This window comes from Streptomyces sp. NPDC096012 (assembly GCF_040426375.1).
In the GTDB taxonomy this organism is placed as follows: Bacteria; Actinomycetota; Actinomycetes; order Streptomycetales; family Streptomycetaceae; genus Streptomyces.
The window spans coordinates 1-17,295 of record NZ_JBEOTD010000027.1; the positions used below are offsets into that span (position 1 = coordinate 1).

12 protein-coding genes and 4 pseudogenes are annotated in these 17,295 nt (G+C 70.5%); 7 read left to right on the top strand and 9 right to left on the bottom strand.

All coding sequences use genetic code 11. The features are described 5' to 3' along the window. Positions 1 to 917: 917 nt before the first annotated feature. From ABVB68_RS23970 to ABVB68_RS23980, 3 genes and pseudogenes are all read left to right on the top strand, one after another. Positions 918 to 1,358: pseudogene (locus ABVB68_RS23970) on the top strand (MFS transporter); the annotation flags it as partial. 76 nt (positions 1,359 to 1,434) lie between these two features. Then, positions 1,435 to 2,148: a TylF/MycF/NovP-related O-methyltransferase gene (locus tag ABVB68_RS23975; RefSeq protein WP_353603176.1), complete on the top strand. Its 714-nt coding sequence runs from the start codon at positions 1,435 to 1,437 to the stop codon at positions 2,146 to 2,148. Positions 2,149 to 2,351: 203 nt separating this feature from the next. Further along, the gene (locus tag ABVB68_RS23980; protein WP_353603177.1) at positions 2,352 to 3,338 is read left to right on the top strand and encodes an alpha/beta fold hydrolase; all 987 of its coding nucleotides are present in this window, start codon (positions 2,352 to 2,354) and stop codon (positions 3,336 to 3,338) included. A 269-nt stretch (positions 3,339 to 3,607) separates the two neighbouring features. Here ABVB68_RS23980 and ABVB68_RS23985 read toward each other — a convergent pair whose 3' ends face one another. Then, positions 3,608 to 4,432, bottom strand: a complete 825-nt coding sequence (locus ABVB68_RS23985; protein WP_353603178.1) for a helix-turn-helix transcriptional regulator — start codon at positions 4,430 to 4,432, stop codon at positions 3,608 to 3,610. Between the two features lie 102 nt (positions 4,433 to 4,534). Between ABVB68_RS23985 and ABVB68_RS23990 the strand changes: the two genes are divergently transcribed. Further along, on the top strand, positions 4,535 to 5,992 hold the full coding sequence (locus tag ABVB68_RS23990) for an aldehyde dehydrogenase family protein (RefSeq protein ID WP_353603179.1): 1,458 nt from the start codon (positions 4,535 to 4,537) through the stop codon (positions 5,990 to 5,992). A 941-nt stretch (positions 5,993 to 6,933) separates the two neighbouring features. Here ABVB68_RS23990 and ABVB68_RS23995 read toward each other — a convergent pair. Further along, a complete protein-coding gene (locus tag ABVB68_RS23995) occupies positions 6,934 to 7,878 on the bottom strand; it encodes an EamA family transporter (RefSeq protein ID WP_353603180.1) in 945 nt (314 codons plus the stop codon). 188 nt (positions 7,879 to 8,066) lie between these two features. On the opposite strand from ABVB68_RS23995, the gene pdxR reads away from it, so the two are divergent. Beyond that, on the top strand, positions 8,067 to 9,578 hold the full coding sequence (pdxR, locus tag ABVB68_RS24000) for a MocR-like pyridoxine biosynthesis transcription factor PdxR (protein WP_503006228.1): 1,512 nt from the start codon (positions 8,067 to 8,069) through the stop codon (positions 9,576 to 9,578). Between the two features lie 576 nt (positions 9,579 to 10,154). Here the strand turns inward: pdxR and ABVB68_RS24005 are convergent. From ABVB68_RS24005 to ABVB68_RS24015, 3 genes and pseudogenes are all read right to left on the bottom strand, one after another. Then, positions 10,155 to 10,289, bottom strand: a pseudogene (locus ABVB68_RS24005) (IS5/IS1182 family transposase); the annotation flags it as partial. A gap of 38 nt (positions 10,290 to 10,327) precedes the next feature. Beyond that, the gene (locus tag ABVB68_RS24010; RefSeq protein ID WP_353603182.1) at positions 10,328 to 11,641 is read right to left on the bottom strand and encodes a caspase family protein; all 1,314 of its coding nucleotides are present in this window, start codon (positions 11,639 to 11,641) and stop codon (positions 10,328 to 10,330) included. After that, positions 11,638 to 11,991: an effector-associated constant component EACC1 gene (locus tag ABVB68_RS24015; protein ID WP_353603183.1), complete on the bottom strand. Its 354-nt coding sequence runs from the start codon at positions 11,989 to 11,991 to the stop codon at positions 11,638 to 11,640. Before ABVB68_RS24015 ends, ABVB68_RS24010 begins: the two co-directional genes overlap by 4 nt. A gap of 417 nt (positions 11,992 to 12,408) precedes the next feature. On the opposite strand from ABVB68_RS24015, the gene ABVB68_RS24025 reads away from it, so the two are divergent. After that, the gene (locus tag ABVB68_RS24025) at positions 12,409 to 12,669 is read left to right on the top strand and encodes a hypothetical protein (protein WP_353603282.1); all 261 of its coding nucleotides are present in this window, start codon (positions 12,409 to 12,411) and stop codon (positions 12,667 to 12,669) included. A 94-nt stretch (positions 12,670 to 12,763) separates the two neighbouring features. Here ABVB68_RS24025 and ABVB68_RS24030 read toward each other — a convergent pair whose 3' ends face one another. The 4 genes and pseudogenes from ABVB68_RS24030 to ABVB68_RS24045 all read right to left on the bottom strand — a co-directional run. Then, on the bottom strand, positions 12,764 to 13,354 hold the full coding sequence (locus ABVB68_RS24030; protein ID WP_353603184.1) for a dihydrofolate reductase family protein: 591 nt from the start codon (positions 13,352 to 13,354) through the stop codon (positions 12,764 to 12,766). A 189-nt stretch (positions 13,355 to 13,543) separates the two neighbouring features. Next, a pseudogene (locus ABVB68_RS24035) lies at positions 13,544 to 14,972 on the bottom strand (IS1182 family transposase). A 124-nt stretch (positions 14,973 to 15,096) separates the two neighbouring features. Next, positions 15,097 to 15,666 (bottom strand): GNAT family N-acetyltransferase, encoded by a 570-nt coding sequence (locus ABVB68_RS24040; RefSeq protein ID WP_353603185.1) that lies wholly within the window; start codon positions 15,664 to 15,666, stop codon positions 15,097 to 15,099. Between the two features lie 322 nt (positions 15,667 to 15,988). Beyond that, positions 15,989 to 16,289: pseudogene (locus ABVB68_RS24045) on the bottom strand (SigE family RNA polymerase sigma factor); the annotation flags it as partial. A gap of 504 nt (positions 16,290 to 16,793) precedes the next feature. Here ABVB68_RS24045 and ABVB68_RS24050 point away from each other — a divergent pair. Continuing rightward, positions 16,794 to 17,219 carry a DUF2690 domain-containing protein gene (locus tag ABVB68_RS24050; RefSeq protein ID WP_353603186.1) on the top strand — a complete coding sequence of 142 codons (426 nt, stop codon included), beginning with the start codon at positions 16,794 to 16,796 and terminating at the stop codon, positions 17,217 to 17,219. The last annotated feature ends 76 nt before the right edge of the window (positions 17,220 to 17,295 follow it).

Consider the following 17,295-nt stretch of genomic DNA (forward strand, 5'->3'; position numbering starts at 1 on the left):
CGGCACCGTCCTCGTCCGTGTCTCCCATTACCTCACTCCTGCGCAGGCTGCCGCGTACAAGGCAGCAGTCGACAAACTCAGTTGAGCCACGCTCCCAAGGAGCGAAAAAGTAGATCGCCGTCCACATTCGCTTGGTGGTGGCCCGCCCGCCCGTTCGGCACCCACGTGCGGCGTGTGGTCCGTCCATAGGGCCACGTCCCCGTTCGGGGCGTCGGGGGGCTGCCCGGTGGTGGCCAGGGTGGCGTGGCGGCCTGCCGGAAGGCAGCCTGAGGCAGGACAACTCGCCCGGAGCCAGAGCGAGCGAGGTTGGGCGGCCGCGGGCCGGCCACAGCTTGCCGGACGCAGAGAAGGAGGGCCGGGCGCGCGGGGCTCCCAGCCGGGGCCGACTACTCGGCGGCCATGCCGCCGGTACCGACAAGTTCCGTCCGAGGATCGTCGTGCCGCGCACCCATTTCGCGGGCAAACGGCTGGTGTTGGCCCCCGCCAGGACACGCCGCAGGTACGCGACTTCCTGCGCGACCATCCCGTCATCACGATCGACCGCAGGGGAGAACTTCGCGTGACCTATCTCTACGACAGCGACCGTCCGCCCCGTGCGGACCTTCCGTGGGACTGCTCCGGCATCACCGGAGCGGACGAGATGAGTCTCGACGACCTGCTCGCGGGGCTCCCGGGACCGGGGCCTGCACGACACCGGGCGACAAGGAGATTCTCAGGGGTGCGCACACGGGAACCGGAGGCGGCGAGCCGCCGGCGGCACTGGACGTCGCCGCTCAGGATCCTGTCGGCGGGACAAGCGGTCACGTCCGCCGGGGACGGAGCCTGGTTCACGGTGTGGACCATCTACCTCACCAGATTCGGTGGGCTGAGCGCCTCCGAGTTCGCCGTCGGCGCGACTGCAGGCGGCCTCCTGGCGCTTGTGGTCGGCGTCCCCCTGGGGCCGTCTGGCCGACCGTCACGGGCCTCGACGGATCCTGGTGGGCGTCACCGTCACCAGCGCCGTGGCGTTCGTGGCGCTTCTCGGTGTTCGCGACTTCTGGACGTTCCTCCCCGTGGTCCTGGTGGCCGACGCCTGTGACAAAGCCCGCGTCGGTGTCTTCCAGGTCTATGTCATGGGGCTGGCAGATCACAGTAAGCGAATTGCGGAGCTCGGCAGGCAGCAGGCGGCCCGATCCATCGGCTTCACCGCCGGCGGCGCCCTGGGGGGCGTCATGCTGGCGCTCGGCACGCTTCCCGCCTTCGTCCTGCTCATCCTGGTCAATTTCGCCACCAGCGCTGTCTACGCCCTGCTCCTGCTGCGTCTGCCTCCGGTCGCTCCGCCGGCCCGCGGCGGTGCGCCCGGGAAGACCCGTGTGCTGAGGGATCTGCCCTTCGTCAGCATCGCCCTGACCGGTGGGGTGATCGCTGAACCCGACTTCTCTCTAACTGGACTTGATGAAGCGCACCGTCAGCAACACGATCTACGAGGATCCGCCCGTGCCCGCCCGATGGGCGCCCGGAGAGCAGTACGACGAGATCAACCGCCGTCTCGGCATCGACTGGCCCAGCGTTGCCCGCACCATGATCGGGCTTCGCCGCCTGGACAACCTCCAGGAGAGTGTGGAGACCGTGCTTGCCGACGGAGTGCCCGGGGACCTCATCGAGACCGGGGTGTGGAGGGGCGGCGCGTGCATCTTCATGCGGGCGGTGCTGATGGCGCACGGGGTGCGGGACCGTTCGGTGTGGGTCGCCGACTCCTTGCAGGGCATGCCCCCGGCGGCCGCCTCATCGCATGCGGGTGACCGGGAACTGGCGTCCGACCGCTACAACGATCTGATCGCCGTCACTGGCCCACCGTGCGCAGCAACTTCGCGCGCTACGGCCTCCTGGACGACCAGGTCACGTTCCTGCCGGGATGGTGAGAGCCTGCCGGACGCGCCCATCGAACAACTGGCGGTGCTGCGCCTGGACAGCGATCTGTACGAATCGGCCGAGCAGACGCTGGAACACCTCTACCCGAAGGTGTCGCCCGGCGGCTTCGTCATCGTCGACGACGTCCACATCCCGGTGTGCGCCGCTGCCGTGCACGACTGGAGAGCGGCGAAGGGAGTGAGTGAGCCCCTTCACGACATTGACGGCCTGGGCGCCTACTGGCGCCGCGACAACTGAGAGGAAGTACTGGCGCAGCAATCCGTTGACGCTTCCACGTCAGGCCATCGAGGAGAACGTGCCACTCCCCCGGCTCCGCGGGGGGGCGTCAACGCTGGCCTGCAAGCTTGCCGGAACGGCAACGCTGATCGCGCGGAGTGGCCGCCGGGCCGCATGATCGACGGGTACCCCCGCGCCGCCCGCGAACCGAGGAGAAGTCGCCCATGCGATCCGAGCCGACCGCCGCACTCCGCCACCGCGTCGTCGAGGCGCCTGCCGGGCGCCTGCACCTGGTCGAGCAGGGCTGTGGCCCGCTGGTTCTGCTCGTGCACGGCTTCCCCGAGTCCTGGTACTCCTGGCGCCGCCAGCTCCCGGCCCTCGCCGCGGCCGGGTACCGGGCGGTGGCGATCGACGTACGCGGCTACGGCCGCTCCTCCAAGCCCGCCGCGACCGACGCCTATCGGATGCTCGACCTGGTGGAGGACAACGTCGCCGTCGTGCGCGCCCTCGGCGAGGAAAGCGCGGTGGTCGTCGGCCACGACTGGGGCTCCAACATCGCCGCCGCCTCCGCCCTGCTCCACCCCGGAGTCTTCCGGGCGGTCGGCTTGCTGAGCGTCCCGTACGCGCCGCCCGGCGGCCCCCGCCCCACCGACGTCTTCGGCCGGATCGGCGGCCCCGAGCAGGAGTTCTACGTCTCCTACTTCCAGGAGCCCGGCCGCGCCGAGGCGGAGATCGAGCCCGATGTCCGGGGCTGGCTCGCAGGCTTCTACGCGGCCCTGTCCGCCGACACCATGCCGGCCGAGGGCGAACCCGACCCGCACTTCGTCGCCCTGGGCTGTCACATGCGCGACCGTTTCCCCGCCGGCCCGCTCCCGGCCTGGTTGAGCGAGGAGGACCTCGACGTCTACGCCGGGGAGTTCGAGCGCACGGGTCTGACCGGCGCCCTCAACCGCTACCGCAACATGGACCGCGACTGGGAAGACCTCGCCCCCCACCGCGGATCCCCCATCAAACAACCCGCCTTGTTCGTCGGCGGCGCCCTGGACGCCTCCACCACCTGGATGTCCGATGCCATCGACGCCTACCCCATCACCCTCCCCGCCCTGTCCGCCTCCCACCTCCTGGACGGCTGCGGCCACTGGGTCCAGCAGGAACGCCCCGACGAGGTCAACAGCCTGCTGATCGACTGGCTCGCCACCATCCAGGGCTGAACCAGGCGGGCTACCGCGGGCGGGTCGCGCAGAGGTAGCGCACGGCGGTCTGCTCGGTGACGCCGAACAGTCACACCGCGCGTACTCCACCGACAACAAGCGTGCCTACGTGAGAACCACCGTGCTTCGGCTCATGCTCGTCGTTCCGTCAGGGACAGGCATCGTGCGCCGACTGCGGCTGCGCCCGCGCCGAGTGCCGCCAGGCAGCGCTAGGTCGCCCTACCACCTCTGAGCTGGGCGGCTCCCGCGGCAGACCGTGCCGACGGTGCTCACACCCACTGCTGAAGGCCTACGGTGGCCGCCAGGTCCAGCTTGCTGCGGGCGTCCGTGTCGGGGCGTGGCAGAAAGACCACGAGGCGCAGGTCCGCGGGCTGGATCGTCAGGACGCTGGTCTCGAGGGCGATCTCGCCGACCAGAGGGTGCTCGACGATCTTGCGCGCACTCTGGAGGTCGCCCACGGTCGGCTGGGCCCACAACGACAGAAAGCGCGGGAGACGACGCAGCTTCCTGACGAGCGCCGCCAGGGAAGGGTCCGACGGGTAACGGCTGGTGGATGCACGTAGGTCGGAGACGAGAGAGCCCTCGAACGCGTCCCGTTCGTCCTTGGTAAGCCGCATTCGTCCGGTCCCCGTCCTGAACTGGGACAGTATGAGGTTGCGGCCGTCGTCGTCGGTGGAAGTCGGGTCACCGAAGGTCGCCGCGAAAAGCGGGTTCCAGTGCAGTAATTGCCAGGCAGCGCTGTAGACGGCCAGCGGGTTGACGGCGAGTTGTTCCATCAGCCGGTGCAGGTTCGCCGGGATCAGCAGAGGAATCCGGTCCGGTCCCGCGGCGTGGCCGGCCAGGCGCATGAGGTGTGCCTGTTCGCCGTCGGACAGTTGAAGCACGCGGGCGAGAGCCGTGCAGACCTGAGGAGAGGGGGTGAGGGAGCGACCCTGTTCCAGGCGTTCCACGTACTCGGTGGAGATGCCGGCCAGCATCGCCAACTCGCCGCGGCGCAGGCCTGGGACGCGGCGGGGAGAGTGGTGAGGGATTCCGACGGCCTCCGGAGTCAGGCGTTCACGCCACGCTCGCAGGACTTGTCCGAGTTCGTTCATGTCCCCATGTTCCCTCACCCTCCGCCGTCTCAGGGTGGTACTGGTGGTACGACGAAGATCTGTGCCTTCCTGCATGCTCGGAGCGATTACAGGATCGACGTCATGAACACCATCGCGCAGCACTGGATCAACGGACAGTGGACCGGCTCCGGCTCGGTTCTGGAATCGATCGACCCCGCCGACGGCACAGTGGTCGGCTCGTTCTACGACGGTGGCGAGGCAGAGGCTTCGATCGCCGTGGACGCCGCCGCCGCCGCGTTCGCGACCAGCGAATGGGCGCGCACTCCCTCGCTTCGGGCGACCGCGCTCAGCCGGCTGGCCGACGCCCTCGAGGCCCGGGTGCCCGAGGTTGCGGCCATGTTGACCCGGGAGAACGGCAAGCTGCTGGGCGAGACCACGTGGGAGGTCGGCGGTGCGGTCGGGTGGCTGCGCTACGCGGCGGCGTCCGCACGCACCCAGACCGCCGGGCGCGCCGCCGAGACGGCACCCGGCCAGTACACCCACTCGGTGCCCGAGCCGCTCGGTGTCGTCGGGATCATCTCTCCCTGGAACTCCCCCGTCATGCTGACCGTGCGGGCACTTGGCCCGGCCCTGGCCGCCGGCTGCACGGTCGTGGTCAAGCTTCCGGCTCAGACGGCGCTGACCAATGAGCTCTTCGCACAGGTCCTGGCCTCGGTCCCGGAACTTCCGGCGGGCGTGGTCAACGTGTTCACCGAGTCCGGCAACACCGGAGCCCCGTTCCTGGTCTCCTCGGACAAGGTCGACGTGATCAACTACACCGGCAGTACGCCGGTCGGGCGCCACATCGCGGCCGCGGCCGCCCCCACGCTCAAGCGGCTCGGTCTGGAACTGGGCGGCAAGGCGCCGATGGTGATCTTTCCCGACGCCGATCTGGACATGGTGATCCCGACCGTGGTGCAGTCGCTGGTGCTGATGAACGGCCAGTTCTGCTGCACCGGCTCCCGCGTACTGGTTCACCGGGACATCGCCGACCAGGTGCGCACTCGCCTGACCAGCGCGCTCGCGCAGGTGCGGCTCGGCTCGGGTGACGACGAGAAGGCCCAGCTCGGCCCGGTGATCGACCGGGCGTCCGCCCAGCGGGTGGACGCGATCGTCGAAGAAGCCACCTCGTACGGCACGGTACTGCTGCGCGGCGGTGTGGTCACCGACGGCCCCTTGGCCGCCGGTGCGTTCTACCGGCCGAGCCTGATCGAGGTGGACCGGACCGACGTCCGGATCGTGCAGGAAGAAGTCTTCGGTCCGGTTCAGACGTTCGAGATCTTCGACGACGAGGACGACGCCGTGACCAAGGCGAACGCCACCATCTACGGTCTGGCCGCCTCGGTGTTCAGCTCGGACTCCATGAAGGCCCGCCGGATCGCCCGGCGCATCCGCACCGGCACCGTGTGGATCAACACCTGGGGAGCCATCAGCGAGGACTTCGAGGAGGGCGGCGTCAAGGGCAGCGGTTACGGCTACCTGTGCGGCCCGCGAGCGATCGAGGAGTTTCAGGCCCTCAAGGTGTACGTGGAGCAGGACCACACCCAGTCCGCTCTCTGATCAGATCATGACCCGGCCCGGTGCCCACCCGGGCGCCGGGCCTTCCCCCACAGGGAAAGGTTGCACCATGGCGTCGATTCTGATCACCGGAGCGACGAACGGTCCTGGTGTCGCGCTGGCCGAGGGACCGTCACGGCCACCGGTCCGGGCCCGGGCCACCAACTCGCGGTGGACCGCGGAAGCGTCGCCGTGCCAGTACGCCGGCAGCACCCGGATCTCCCTGGTCATCTCGAACCGGTCACCGCTGTGTCGCCCGCGGCGGAGCGCGGCTCGAGGCGACCTGGAGGCCTCAGCCGGCCACCGCCACACCGTTCGCTCCGACACGCCCAGGCACTCCCCCGGCCGGGCGCACGTGCTCGCGCGACAGCCGCCGCTCGGCGCGCAGCGCCAGCAGACGACGCACCGCCGGCGCCCGCAACGCCGTCAACGACTCCTCCCCCAAGACACCGGCCTCCGCTCCGGCGAAAGTGCCGCGGCCCGGCTGCGCTGGTTCCCCCTCCATGCCCCGAGCCGGAGCTGCCGCTCCTCGTCGTCGCCGACGACGATCCGTTCCAGGTGCTTCCTAGGGACGTGCAGGTGCCCCTCGGGGCGGACCGGATCGTCGTCCGGAAGCCCTTCGGCCAGTCGCGCAACGTGCGGATGGGACGGCCGGTGCGTTGCGAAGTGGCGGGTGGCGGCTCCTCCGGGGAAGGTCGCGGCGACGGCCACCGGGTCGTCCGCCGACCGGATCTGGGCCTGGGCGGCGAGGTGGTGGTGCACGTCGTCCGACAGCCGGTGGTCCTCGAACCGCCGCGCCGGCGTGCGCTCGGCCAGTCACAGGTGGAACACCCATCGGTGACGCCTGTCGGGGGCGTCGCCGACCTCGGACATGTGTTGCTCCACGGCCGGACGCCGGCGCGCAACCGTGGCACGAGAGTTCCGGTCGGCCGTCGGACCTGTGCCTACCTGGAACGCGTCGACGTGGGCGAGGGTGCTGTCCGGGGCGCGGCGTCCACGGAGGCGGCTGCGCCGTGAACCCGAGACCCCCGCAGCCCCCCGATCAGCCCCCCGACCACCACCGCGATCCCCAGCCACACCGAGGATCCCGGCACGCCCGTGCCCGTCACCGTGCCGACCGCCGCCGCCGCGAGCGGGGCGATGCCCGTGAGGAGGCCGGCGCGGCCGGTGCCGACGGTGCGTACGGTCGAGTACCAGAGCACGAAGGCGACCGCCGTGACCAGCAGCGCCAGGTAGCCCACGGCCGCCCACTGCGCCCCCGTCAACTCTCCCGCCGCCGTGGGGCCTTCGCGTGTCACGCCGAGGACGGCCAACAGCACCGCGCCCAGCCACGACGCGTGCACCGACACCCCCCACGGCGTGTGTCGGCCGAGCACCGGTACCGCCAGCAGCGTGAACGCCGCCTCGCAGCCCAGGGCCAGGGCGGCCCAGGCCACCCCGGCCGCATCCGTACGGCCCGTGCCCTCCACCAGGACCGCGCCCGCCACCACCACGGGCGCCGCCAGCAACACCTGTCGGCTCGGAGCGCGCCGTTCCAGCAGCGGGCCCAGGGCCCCGAGGACCACGGGCACCGACGCCACCGCGACCGCGATCACCGCGGGCTCCGCGTGCGCGGCCCCGCGCACCACGGCCACGTTGAACAGCACCAGCCCCGTCACCGCGAGCCCCGCCAGCCACAGCCACTCCCGGCCGCGCGGCCGGACCGGGCGGGTACCGGCGAGCCGGGCGAGGAGCAGCAGGATCGCGGTCGCGGCCGCGTAGCGCACGGCCTGGGCGGTGAACAGCGGCGCGTCGACGAGCGCGTGCGACACGCTGACGCTGCTGCCGACCAGCACCATCCCGACCATGCCGGGGACCAGGGGCGCGAAGGATGCGGAAGGGGTGTCCATGGGTCCACCCTGGCCGCACAATGGACGCCATGGACAGGTCCAGAGAGTCGTCGATTGCGGGGTCCAAAACCGCCGCGACGGACACGCCGGTGAGATCGGCCGATGCGGCTTCCGAGGCCGGCGGCGCGGCCGACGGCCGTCCGTCCCGGCCCGGCACCTCCCTCGGCTCCGACTTCCTCCAGCTCGACATCGCCGACGCGCCCCCGGGCGGGCGGACCGCCTGGCTCGCCGACCGGCTGCGGTCGGCCATCGCCGACGGCCGGCTGCCGATCGGGACGCGGCTCCCCGCCAGCCGTGTGCTCGCCGAGGAGCTCCGCGTCACCCGGGGCGTGGTCACCGAGGCCTACCGTCGGCTGTCCGAGTCAGGCCAGATCGCCGGCCGGGGCAGAGGCGGCACGGTGGTCGTCGCCGCCCCGGCGCCCCCGGCGTCCCCCTCAGCACCACCCGCAGCCTCCTCGGCATCCGGCCGCCCCTCATCGCCGCCACCCCCCGGGGCCGAGCATCGGGCCGCCTACCCTCGCACCCCGACCCCCGTTACGGACGCCTTCTTCGCCTTCCCCCACCGCGACGGCGTCGTCGACGCCCTGCGCGGCCTGTCCTGCCGGATCGACCTCTCCCCGGGCGTGCCCGACCTCGCCGCATTTCCCCGGACCGCCTGGCTGCGCGCCGAACGCGCCGTCCTCGCCGCCGTCACCCCGGCCGACTTCGGCTACGGCAGCCCCCAGGGCGCGCTCCCGCTGCGGCGGGCCGTCGTCGGCTGGCTGGCCCGCAACCGCGACATCCGCGCCGACCCGGACGAGGTCGTGGTGGTCGCCGGTGTGGCGCAGGCCCTGGGGCTGCTCGGGCAACTGCTGCGTGCCGACGGCGTCGACCGCGTCGCCGTCGAGGACCCCGGCTCGCTCGGCGCGCGCCAGCAGCTGGAGTACGGTGGCCACACGACCGTCCCCGTCCCCGTGGACGCCGGCGGCCTGGACGTCGACGCGCTGCGGGTCTGCGGGGCCAGGGCCGTGCTGGTGACCCCGGCGCACCAGTTCCCCACCGGCGTGGTCCTCGACGGGGAACGCCGGCGCGAGTTGCTGCGCTGGGCGGCCGAGGGCGGCGTCGTGATCGAGGACGACTACGACGCCGAGCACCGCTACGACCGGCCCCCCGTACCGGCACTGCGCTCGCTGCTGCCCGACGGGGTCTGCTACGCGGGCAGCGTCTCCAAGCTGCTCGCCCCGGCACTGCGGGTCGGCTGGCTCCTGGTCCCGCCGCACCTGCGCGACGCCCTGGTCACCGCCAAGCGGTACGCCGACCTCGGCAACGGCATCCTCACCCAACTGGTCCTGGCCCGGCTCATGGACTCGGGCGAGCTCGAACGGCACCTGCGCCACGTCCGGCGCCGCCACCGCAGGCGCCGGGACGTGATGCTGCGGGCCGTCGAGGCACACCTGCCCGGCGCCCGCGTCCACGGGGCGGCCGCCGGACTGCACCTCATGGTCACCTTCGCCGACGAGCCCGGCAGCCGCGTCCGCGACACCGACCTCGCCGCGGCCGCACTCACCCGGGGTGTGAAGGCCCATCCCCTGTCCTGGCACCGCCTCACCCCCGGCCCGCCCGGCCTGGTCCTCGGCTACGCGGCGGGCGCCGCGCACGAGATCGAGGAGGGTATCGCCCTCGTCGGGGAGGCGCTGCGGGCCCTGCCCGCTGCCGCCTGACCCCGCCGCTGCCCGGGACACCCCCGGTGCCCCCGCCTGGCCCGCCCCGGTGACCGGCGTACCGTCGATCTTGTGGACGTCAGCGCGGACAGCCTGGTGGCCCGGGCCGCGCGCGAACTGAGCGCCAACGCGGACGAGTTGGTCGCCGACGTGGAGCGCGCGGCCTGCACTGGGAGGTCCCCGAGTTGTGGGCCGGGCCGGACACCGCCCCGGGGACCACGCGGAACATCGCCGAGCACATCACCGCGGCGCGCCGGACAGGCGACGTGCGAGACCCAGGCGGTGTCTACGGGGACGAGAGAGGCCCCACATCCACGGCCGGCGCCGCCCATTCCAGGCCGAGGGCGGCGAGTTGCCGGAGCTGGGCGGTGCTGAGTTTCGCGCGCCGGGTCCGGGCTTCCTCGGCCCGGTTCCGGGCGAGCAGCACCAAGGAGAGTATCCAGGGGCGGTGGCCACCCGGCACGAGTGCCGAACTTCGCCGTGCTCGGCCGGCTCTTCCGCCTGCAATCCGCTTCCGCTCTCGGCGACCTCGACGCCGCGACCGCACACGCCGAGGCCGCCGACCAGCTCGCCATCAGCACCGAAGGCGGCTGCCAGGCCGGTGTCCGGCGTTCCGCCGCCCTGCGGCCGCACCCTCGGCGGCGGGACCAGCGGCTTCGCGATCTCCTACAGCCCCTCCGGAACAATCCAACTCCACCTACCGCGCCCCATACCGAGGCCAACGGCACCTCACCACGTAGAACCCCGCCTCAGCGCAGCCGTGGGTCCATCTCCAGCAGCTGTTGGTCGGTGCGGTAGATGCCGCCGGCGAAGTGTTCGATCGCCGAGCGCAGGCGCATGGGGTCGGCGCCGTAGGTACCCAGCATTCCCGCGACGACGTAGCGCCGGTCCGGGAGACGTTGGTTGAGCTTCTTGTGGAACCCTGGTGGGTGCGGTGCGTCGGCTTTCAGGCGCACGATGAGGACATTGGGGACCACTAGAGTCCCCGGCGCCCTGCGCAGTACGCCCACGCACTCGACGTCCTTCCACGGCACGTGAGCTGAATGCGCCCCGTGCTCGGTGCCCAACCCGTCGCTGTTGACGACAAGGTCGTGGTGGATATCTCTTCGAAGCAAGAGCGTGAGGAGGACCAGACCGAGGAACAGGGTGATGGCGGCAGCGCCGATCAAGGTCATGCGCCACCCACCGAACAGCACCGCCAACGCACATGGGACAGCAATCATCAGGACGGCCTGGATGAGGTCACCGCGGCTCCTGGCCGGCGGGTCGGGCGGCGCCTTACGGAAACGGATCTCTCCCTCGCTGCCGGTCGGCGGCCCTGCGTGCGGCTGGACGGGGCCTCGGACGAGGGCGAGGTCCCCGGCGGCGTTGACGGAGCGCCGCTGCGGCCGCGGCAGCCCCATCCCGTGCAGCACGGTGTCGATGTGCTGGTGGATGTCGTCCAGGGTGAGCGGTTCCGGCTGGTTCAGCGCGTCCAGCAGGGCGGCGGTGAAGGCGGTGTGACGCTGCCCGGGCGGCGCGTGGGAGGGTGCGGTGGCCGTGGTGGAGGTGAGAGTGTAGGTGCCGCTCACGTCGAGTTGAGCCGACAGCAGGCTGCCCGATTCGGTCATGGCAGCCACCGCCCGGCCGGAGAAGCAGCAGTCCAGCACCAGGACCCGCAGACGTGCCCGGGCCCGGCCGAGGTAGCGCTTCACCAGGTCGGCCGGGACACCGGTGAAGCCGACGTGACCGGGATCCGTCGAGGACAGGGCGAGGTGGAGCAGCCCGTCCTCGTCCAGCAGGCCGTGTCCGGTGTAGTAGACGAGCAGCAGGTCCTCGGCTTCGCGTGCTGCCTGGGCGAGTGCCATACCGACGCTGCGGTGATCGGCCGGATCGGCCAGCACCCGGCAGTGTTCCGGCGGCAGGATGCCGTGCGGCTGATCCGTGAGAGCGGAGCGCAGGTCTGTGAGGTTGGACTTCACGGCCGGAATCGCGGGCAGATCGATGTCGGCGAAATCGCTGCACCCGATGAGGACCGCCCGGGAAGCGGCACCGTCAGGGAAGCGCGGCGCGCTCTGCCTCACTCCCGCCCGCCTTCCAGCAGCTGCCCGAGGGCACCGATCACCGCCTGCGGATCGGTTGTGCGGCGGACCTCCACGGTGACCTCCCGCCCGTCGTCGCGGCTGACGTGCACGGTGACGTCCGCACGACGTTGCACCAGCCACGTCGACACGGACCGGGCCAGCACCGCTCCCGCTCCGCCGGAGCCCAGTGCCACCGCCAGCACGTCCAGGGCGGCCCCCATCTGCCCCGGCTGCGGCGTCCGGGCCAGCAGCTCCACCCGGCCGCGCAGCGCTTCTTCCGCAGCCAGCCAATCCCGCAGCGACAGCAGATGCGTCTCTGCCTCCACACCCGGCTCGGCCGATACCTGCACCCTCAAAGTGCAGCCCGCAGACGGGGTTTGACTTTCCTCGCATTTCTCCATGAGGCCATCGTGCCAACAACAGCGGTCCAACGCCCCAGATGCCTCACATCCGTTGGCGCCGCAGGTGCGGTGCATCCCACACATCATCCTGTCCGACGGCCGACGCCCAACGGGAGCCGGGGTGGCGGCGCTCCCACCCATGACGGAGCCGGGTAAGCGTACGGTGCGGATTGCTCTTGACCGTGCCGGGCGCCATGCCGAGGGCGGCGGCCGTCTGGTCGCTGGACATCTGCTCCCAGTACCGCGAGCAATGCTCATGACTTGTGGATCGGCCTCGGGTTGGACGCGAAGGGCGTACCTTCCCGAGTGATCGACTTCTGGTCATCGGGTAGGCCGCCGTGCACCGTCGGTCGGGAAGGTACGCCTGTGCTCAGCGCAGTGAATGCCGACGGTTTCACCGAGACCGGCTTCTTGATTGACGACATCGTCCGCGAGGGCGCGATGCGAATGCCGGCCGCTGCTCTGGCGATGGTGTTCAAGCTTGTCGAGTCTGCAGGCCCGCTGGCCCGCTGGCCCGCTGTGACCGCACCCCACCTCGTCGCTCTCGTCCGGACCGGCGCCCCCTCCGAGAACGGTCACCTCGTCGAACGACCCGACGAATCGGGAGGTGATCAGCGAGCCGCGTGACCAGGGCGGCCATGAGACCGATCGGCATATCGGTCAGCGGGAGCCTCCGGGTCAGGTCCGGCCGCTTGACGGGGTGGGGGACACATGGACGGACTCAGACGTGCAAGATGGGCCGGTAGACGAGCTCTTGGGTGTGGCCGTCGAGCGTCCGGCTCTCGATCAGCTCGAGGTCGAAGTCCGCCCCGCCCTGGAAGACCGGGTCCAGTCCGGTCTGGCCAGTGATCACAGGGAAGAGCGTCACCTGGACGCGGTCGACCAGGCCGGCGGCCATCAGCGCCCGGTTCAGCGACAGGCTGCCGTGCGAGCGCAACGGCACTTCGGACTCCTCCTTGAGCCGGGCGACGATATCGACGGCGTCGCCGCTCACGACGGTGGCGTCCGGCCAGTCGAGGGGACCTTCCAGCGTGGTCGACACCACCGTTGCCGGCAGGTTCCTCATCCGGGTGACCCATGGGTCACGCGCCTCGGACGCCTCGGTGCTCGAGGCCAGCATCTGCGCGTGCGCCCGATACGTGTTGGCCCCGAAGACCATCCGCTGCTCCTGGTCGTACAGGGTGAGGCGGTGGTCAAGCAGTTCGGGGCCCTGCTTGCCCCAGTAGCCGCCCCAGTTGCCGCCCCAGTTGCGGCTGTGGGCTCCGAAGCCGTCGAGGCTGGTGAAGACGTCGAAGGTGTAGGTAGCGGTCACGATGTACTCCTTGAGGGCGGTTGATCGCCTGCCAGGAGCGTGTCTCAGTAACGAGCAAGCGGCCCGGTGGCCGTGACCGATGGGATCGGTCACGGCCGTCCTGTCGGTGCCTGTGGGGCTGTGGCTGGGTGCTGTGTGGCAGGTGCTCGGCTGGCAGGGCCCGTGGAGTGGGCCGGGGTACCTGGCTGGTCAGCCGACCAGGGCGGCGAGCCCGGAGGCCCCGGAGTGTCGGAAGATCTTGCGGAGGTTGTGGCAGGCGGCCAGTAGTCGCCATTCGCCGCGGGCTCCGTCCTCGCCGCGCAGGAGGAGTTGGCGGCCGTTCTGACAGGTCATGATCTGTCCGAAGACGGGTTCGACGATGGCCTTGCGGCGACTGTAGGCGGCCTTGCCGGGCTTGGTCCGCAGCTTGCGGGCCATGCGCTCTTTCAGCGTGGCGTCGGCGGGGATGCGTCCCCGTGGTGCGGGCGGGACCGGCTCGTCGTGGGCCAAGCGGCCTGTGGCCATGAACGTGTCGGTGCCGCAGGTGAGTTGGCGCTCTCGCGCGGCCTCGAGGTTGGTCTCGGAGTAGTAGCCGGCGTCGACCAGCGCCTGCTTGGGGGGGGACGCCGGTGTTCGCTGCGGACTGGTCGAGCATGCTGGTGTAGTTCAGTGCGTCGGAGGGGTTGGTCGTCACGTCGGCTGCGGTGATGACCTGGTGTTCGGCGTCGACGACGGCTTGGGCGTTGTATGCCTGGATGTAGGCGCCGTCGCTGTTCTTCATGATCCGCGAGTCGGGGTCGGTGAAGTTGGCCTGGGCCTTGGGCTTGGGCCGCGCCTCGGCGGCGGCCTTCTCGCCCGCGTCGGCGACGGCCTGCTCGTCGCTGGCTCCGGCACGCTCCTGGCGGCGGCGTTCCTTGCCCTCGGCGTGAGCGCGGGCCTTGTCGGCGGCCTCGGCCTCGATCTGCGCGCGGGCTGCCTGCAGCTTGGCCAGGCGCTTCTCACGCCGGTCCAGTTCGGCGGGCAGGTCCGCCTCCTTGCCGTCCGGGCCGAAGGTCTGGTCCTCGGCTTCGTCGGCGGCCTCCGCGTCGGCCAGCAGGCCCTGGGCCTTCGCTTCCAGCTGGGCGATCTCGGCCTCTATCCGCTCCTCCTTGTCGATCAGGCGGCCGTAGCTCATCGCCTTGTGTCTGGAGGCGGCGGCCTCCAGTTTGGTGCCGTCCAGCGCGATGCGTCTTATCTTGACCATGCCGAGCTTGGCCGCGAGGTGCAGGGACTGGGTGAACAGGCCGGCCAGCGCGTCCAGGTGGCGGCGGCGGAACCGGGCGATCGAGCGGAAGTCCGGTTCCTGGCCGGCGGCCAGGAACCGGAACGCGACGTCGTCGGCCATGCGGCGCTCGATCGCCCTGGAGGAGCGGACGCCGGTGGTATAGCCGTAGATCAGCAGCCGCACCATCAGCCGCGGATCGTAGGGCGGGTAACCGCGCTTTTCGGTGTAGTCGGCCAGGATCGGCCCGAGGTCGAGCACCTCGTCGACCAGGTCGGCGACGAACCGGGCCAGGTGGCCCTCGGGCAGCCAGTCATCCAGCGACGGCGGCAGCAACATCATCTGATCGGGGACGAACACCCGGAACGTCTTCTTCACCGGCACCGTCGGCGCGGTCTGCGGCTCCACCACCGCCGCCGGATCCACCTCGAAAAGGCCATCCCCACCAGACATACCAGGATTCTTCCATATGGAAGATCACGAACAGGAGGCGACGTCGGGCTCAACTGCCTGATTGACCGCCAATGTCTGCGGCCAGCGCCGCGTAGATGTACTCGCTGCCCCAGCGATCCCCGTCGAGGTCGTTCTCGACCAGGTGCGCCTCCCGGCGCATCCCGAGGCGCTCACAGACCCGCACAGACCCGGTGTTCTCCACATCCAGCCGTGCGTAGAGCCGGTGCACGCACAGCGTGTCGAAGGCAAACCCGGCCAGCGCCGCGGCCGCCTCGGTCGCGTAGCCGTGCCCCTGGTGACGTGGGTCGAGAGTCCAGCCGATCTCGGCCTGGGCGGCGCGGGCATTAGCCAGGGCAAGGCTCACCTCGCCAAGGACGCCGGGCTCATCGCGTCGGCAGACAGCGAGCGCCAGCTTGTCCCCGTCGGCGCGCCAGGCCGTCTGCGCCGCGCGCTCGGCGGCAACCTGCTCGCTGCGCTCCCGCGTGTGCGCCGGCCGGTACAAGTAGCGCGCCACGCTCGGCAGGCTCTGGTAGGCGTACAGGTCGTCGGCGTCTCCGGGAGTGAACAGACGCAGCGACAACCGGGCCGTGGTCAACGGCAGCAGCGAGGCGACGTCCATGCGGACCTCCGGGACGCGGATGTGGCTCAAGATGCGGACTGATTTTCGCATCGCGACTGCCCGGCAGCCACGCCTTTTCAACAGCAGCGCCCGACAGCCTCACTCCACCACGAGGCGCGGCATTCCAGGAGTTGTTTACTGACCCACGCTCCTAGCCATACAGACTGGCAACCACGGCGAAACTCATCGCCGTTGGATTCCTGGAGTGTCCGGCACCCCGGACACGGATTGACCACGGCCAAAACAGAAGGTGAGCGTGGTCAGCGGCACGGCGGGTGAGAAGAAGAGCCTGGCAGCCGATCCACACGTCTTGACCATTCCTCCAGTACCGCAGCAACACGACGCTGTGCTCCTGCGGCGCCGGCACTCGCGTGATGTCCATCAGCAGCGCGCCGTCGGCGTGCTGTTCGGCGGAGTCCTCAACGCTCCGTCCGGTAGCTGTGTGGTGGGGAGCTCCTGAAGCTCACGGGGCCGCCACCACTCGTGCGAGTGTTGATCATGGCGCGGCGCAGGTAGCCGTCGGCAAGCTGAATGTCCGCTATGCGACCCCACCTGTGGTAGGTGCGTAACAGCGCGGTCCGAAGGAGATCCTGGGCGGCGAGCGGGTCGCCGACAAGGCGGCGCCCGCCACTTCGTGGTCACCGACCCACTCATGCAGTGGCTCTGCTGGCCCACGGAATCCCTCTCGCCCGCCTCATCAAGCGCCGAGGTCAAACGGCAAGCTGAATGCCTGTTTCTGAACGTCCGATCAGCAGGTCAACTCACCGAGGTGCATGGCCTGTGCACCGTCGCCGACGGGCGGCGGTGTCCTCGTTCCTGGGGCCACCGCGCGCAGCACCGGGCTACGCCGCTCCATGCATGGGTGGTGGAGAAACTCCGGCCGGCCGCGTCCCGCGAACGCGCCGTGGTGTTCAACGTTTCCGCAGGTCACGAAGAGGGACGTCCCGCATGTGCGTCATGTGGCGCGAGGAGGTAGCCATCTCGGCGTGCGGGGGCGAATCTCGGCATCGGCGGGCGGCACCGGTTCGCCCGCGATCCTGTTCCAGGTCCTCAGCCGAGGGGACTGAAAGGAGCGACACGTGCAGGGGAAGATCACAGCAGCAGCCGTGGCCGGGGCGGGCATCCTGATGACGCTCGCAGTACCCACGGGCGCCGCCCAAGCCGCCTCCACCGACAGGACGGTCGTGCACGGCACGTCCGTCCAGGCGCGAGTGGGGTCCTGCTACGCGTCCGGCTGCAACCACAAGAACCCCTACAAGACGATCTGTGTGCGTGACGGCAAGTGGAAGCAGAAGGTCTTCAACTACGACGGTCAGGTCGCCTACCTGTACTACAGCCGCAAATGCCGCGCCGTCTGGACCGAGATGTGGAACGCGCCGAAGGGGACCAAGATCGGTGTCCTGCGGGTCAGCAGTGGCAGCCCCGCGAGCTATGCGCGGGCGACGAGCAATCCTCACACGTGGACGGGGATGATCAGCGACAAGGGCTACAAAGCAGTGGCTCAGATCTGCGCCAATTCCGTCAGCATTTGCTACAACTCAGGCGCCTACTGACGACGACCGCACCTCCGAGGGGTTGACGCGGACGCCGGCTCCGTGCCTGCAGTGGGGTCGGTAGCCGATTGCCGGG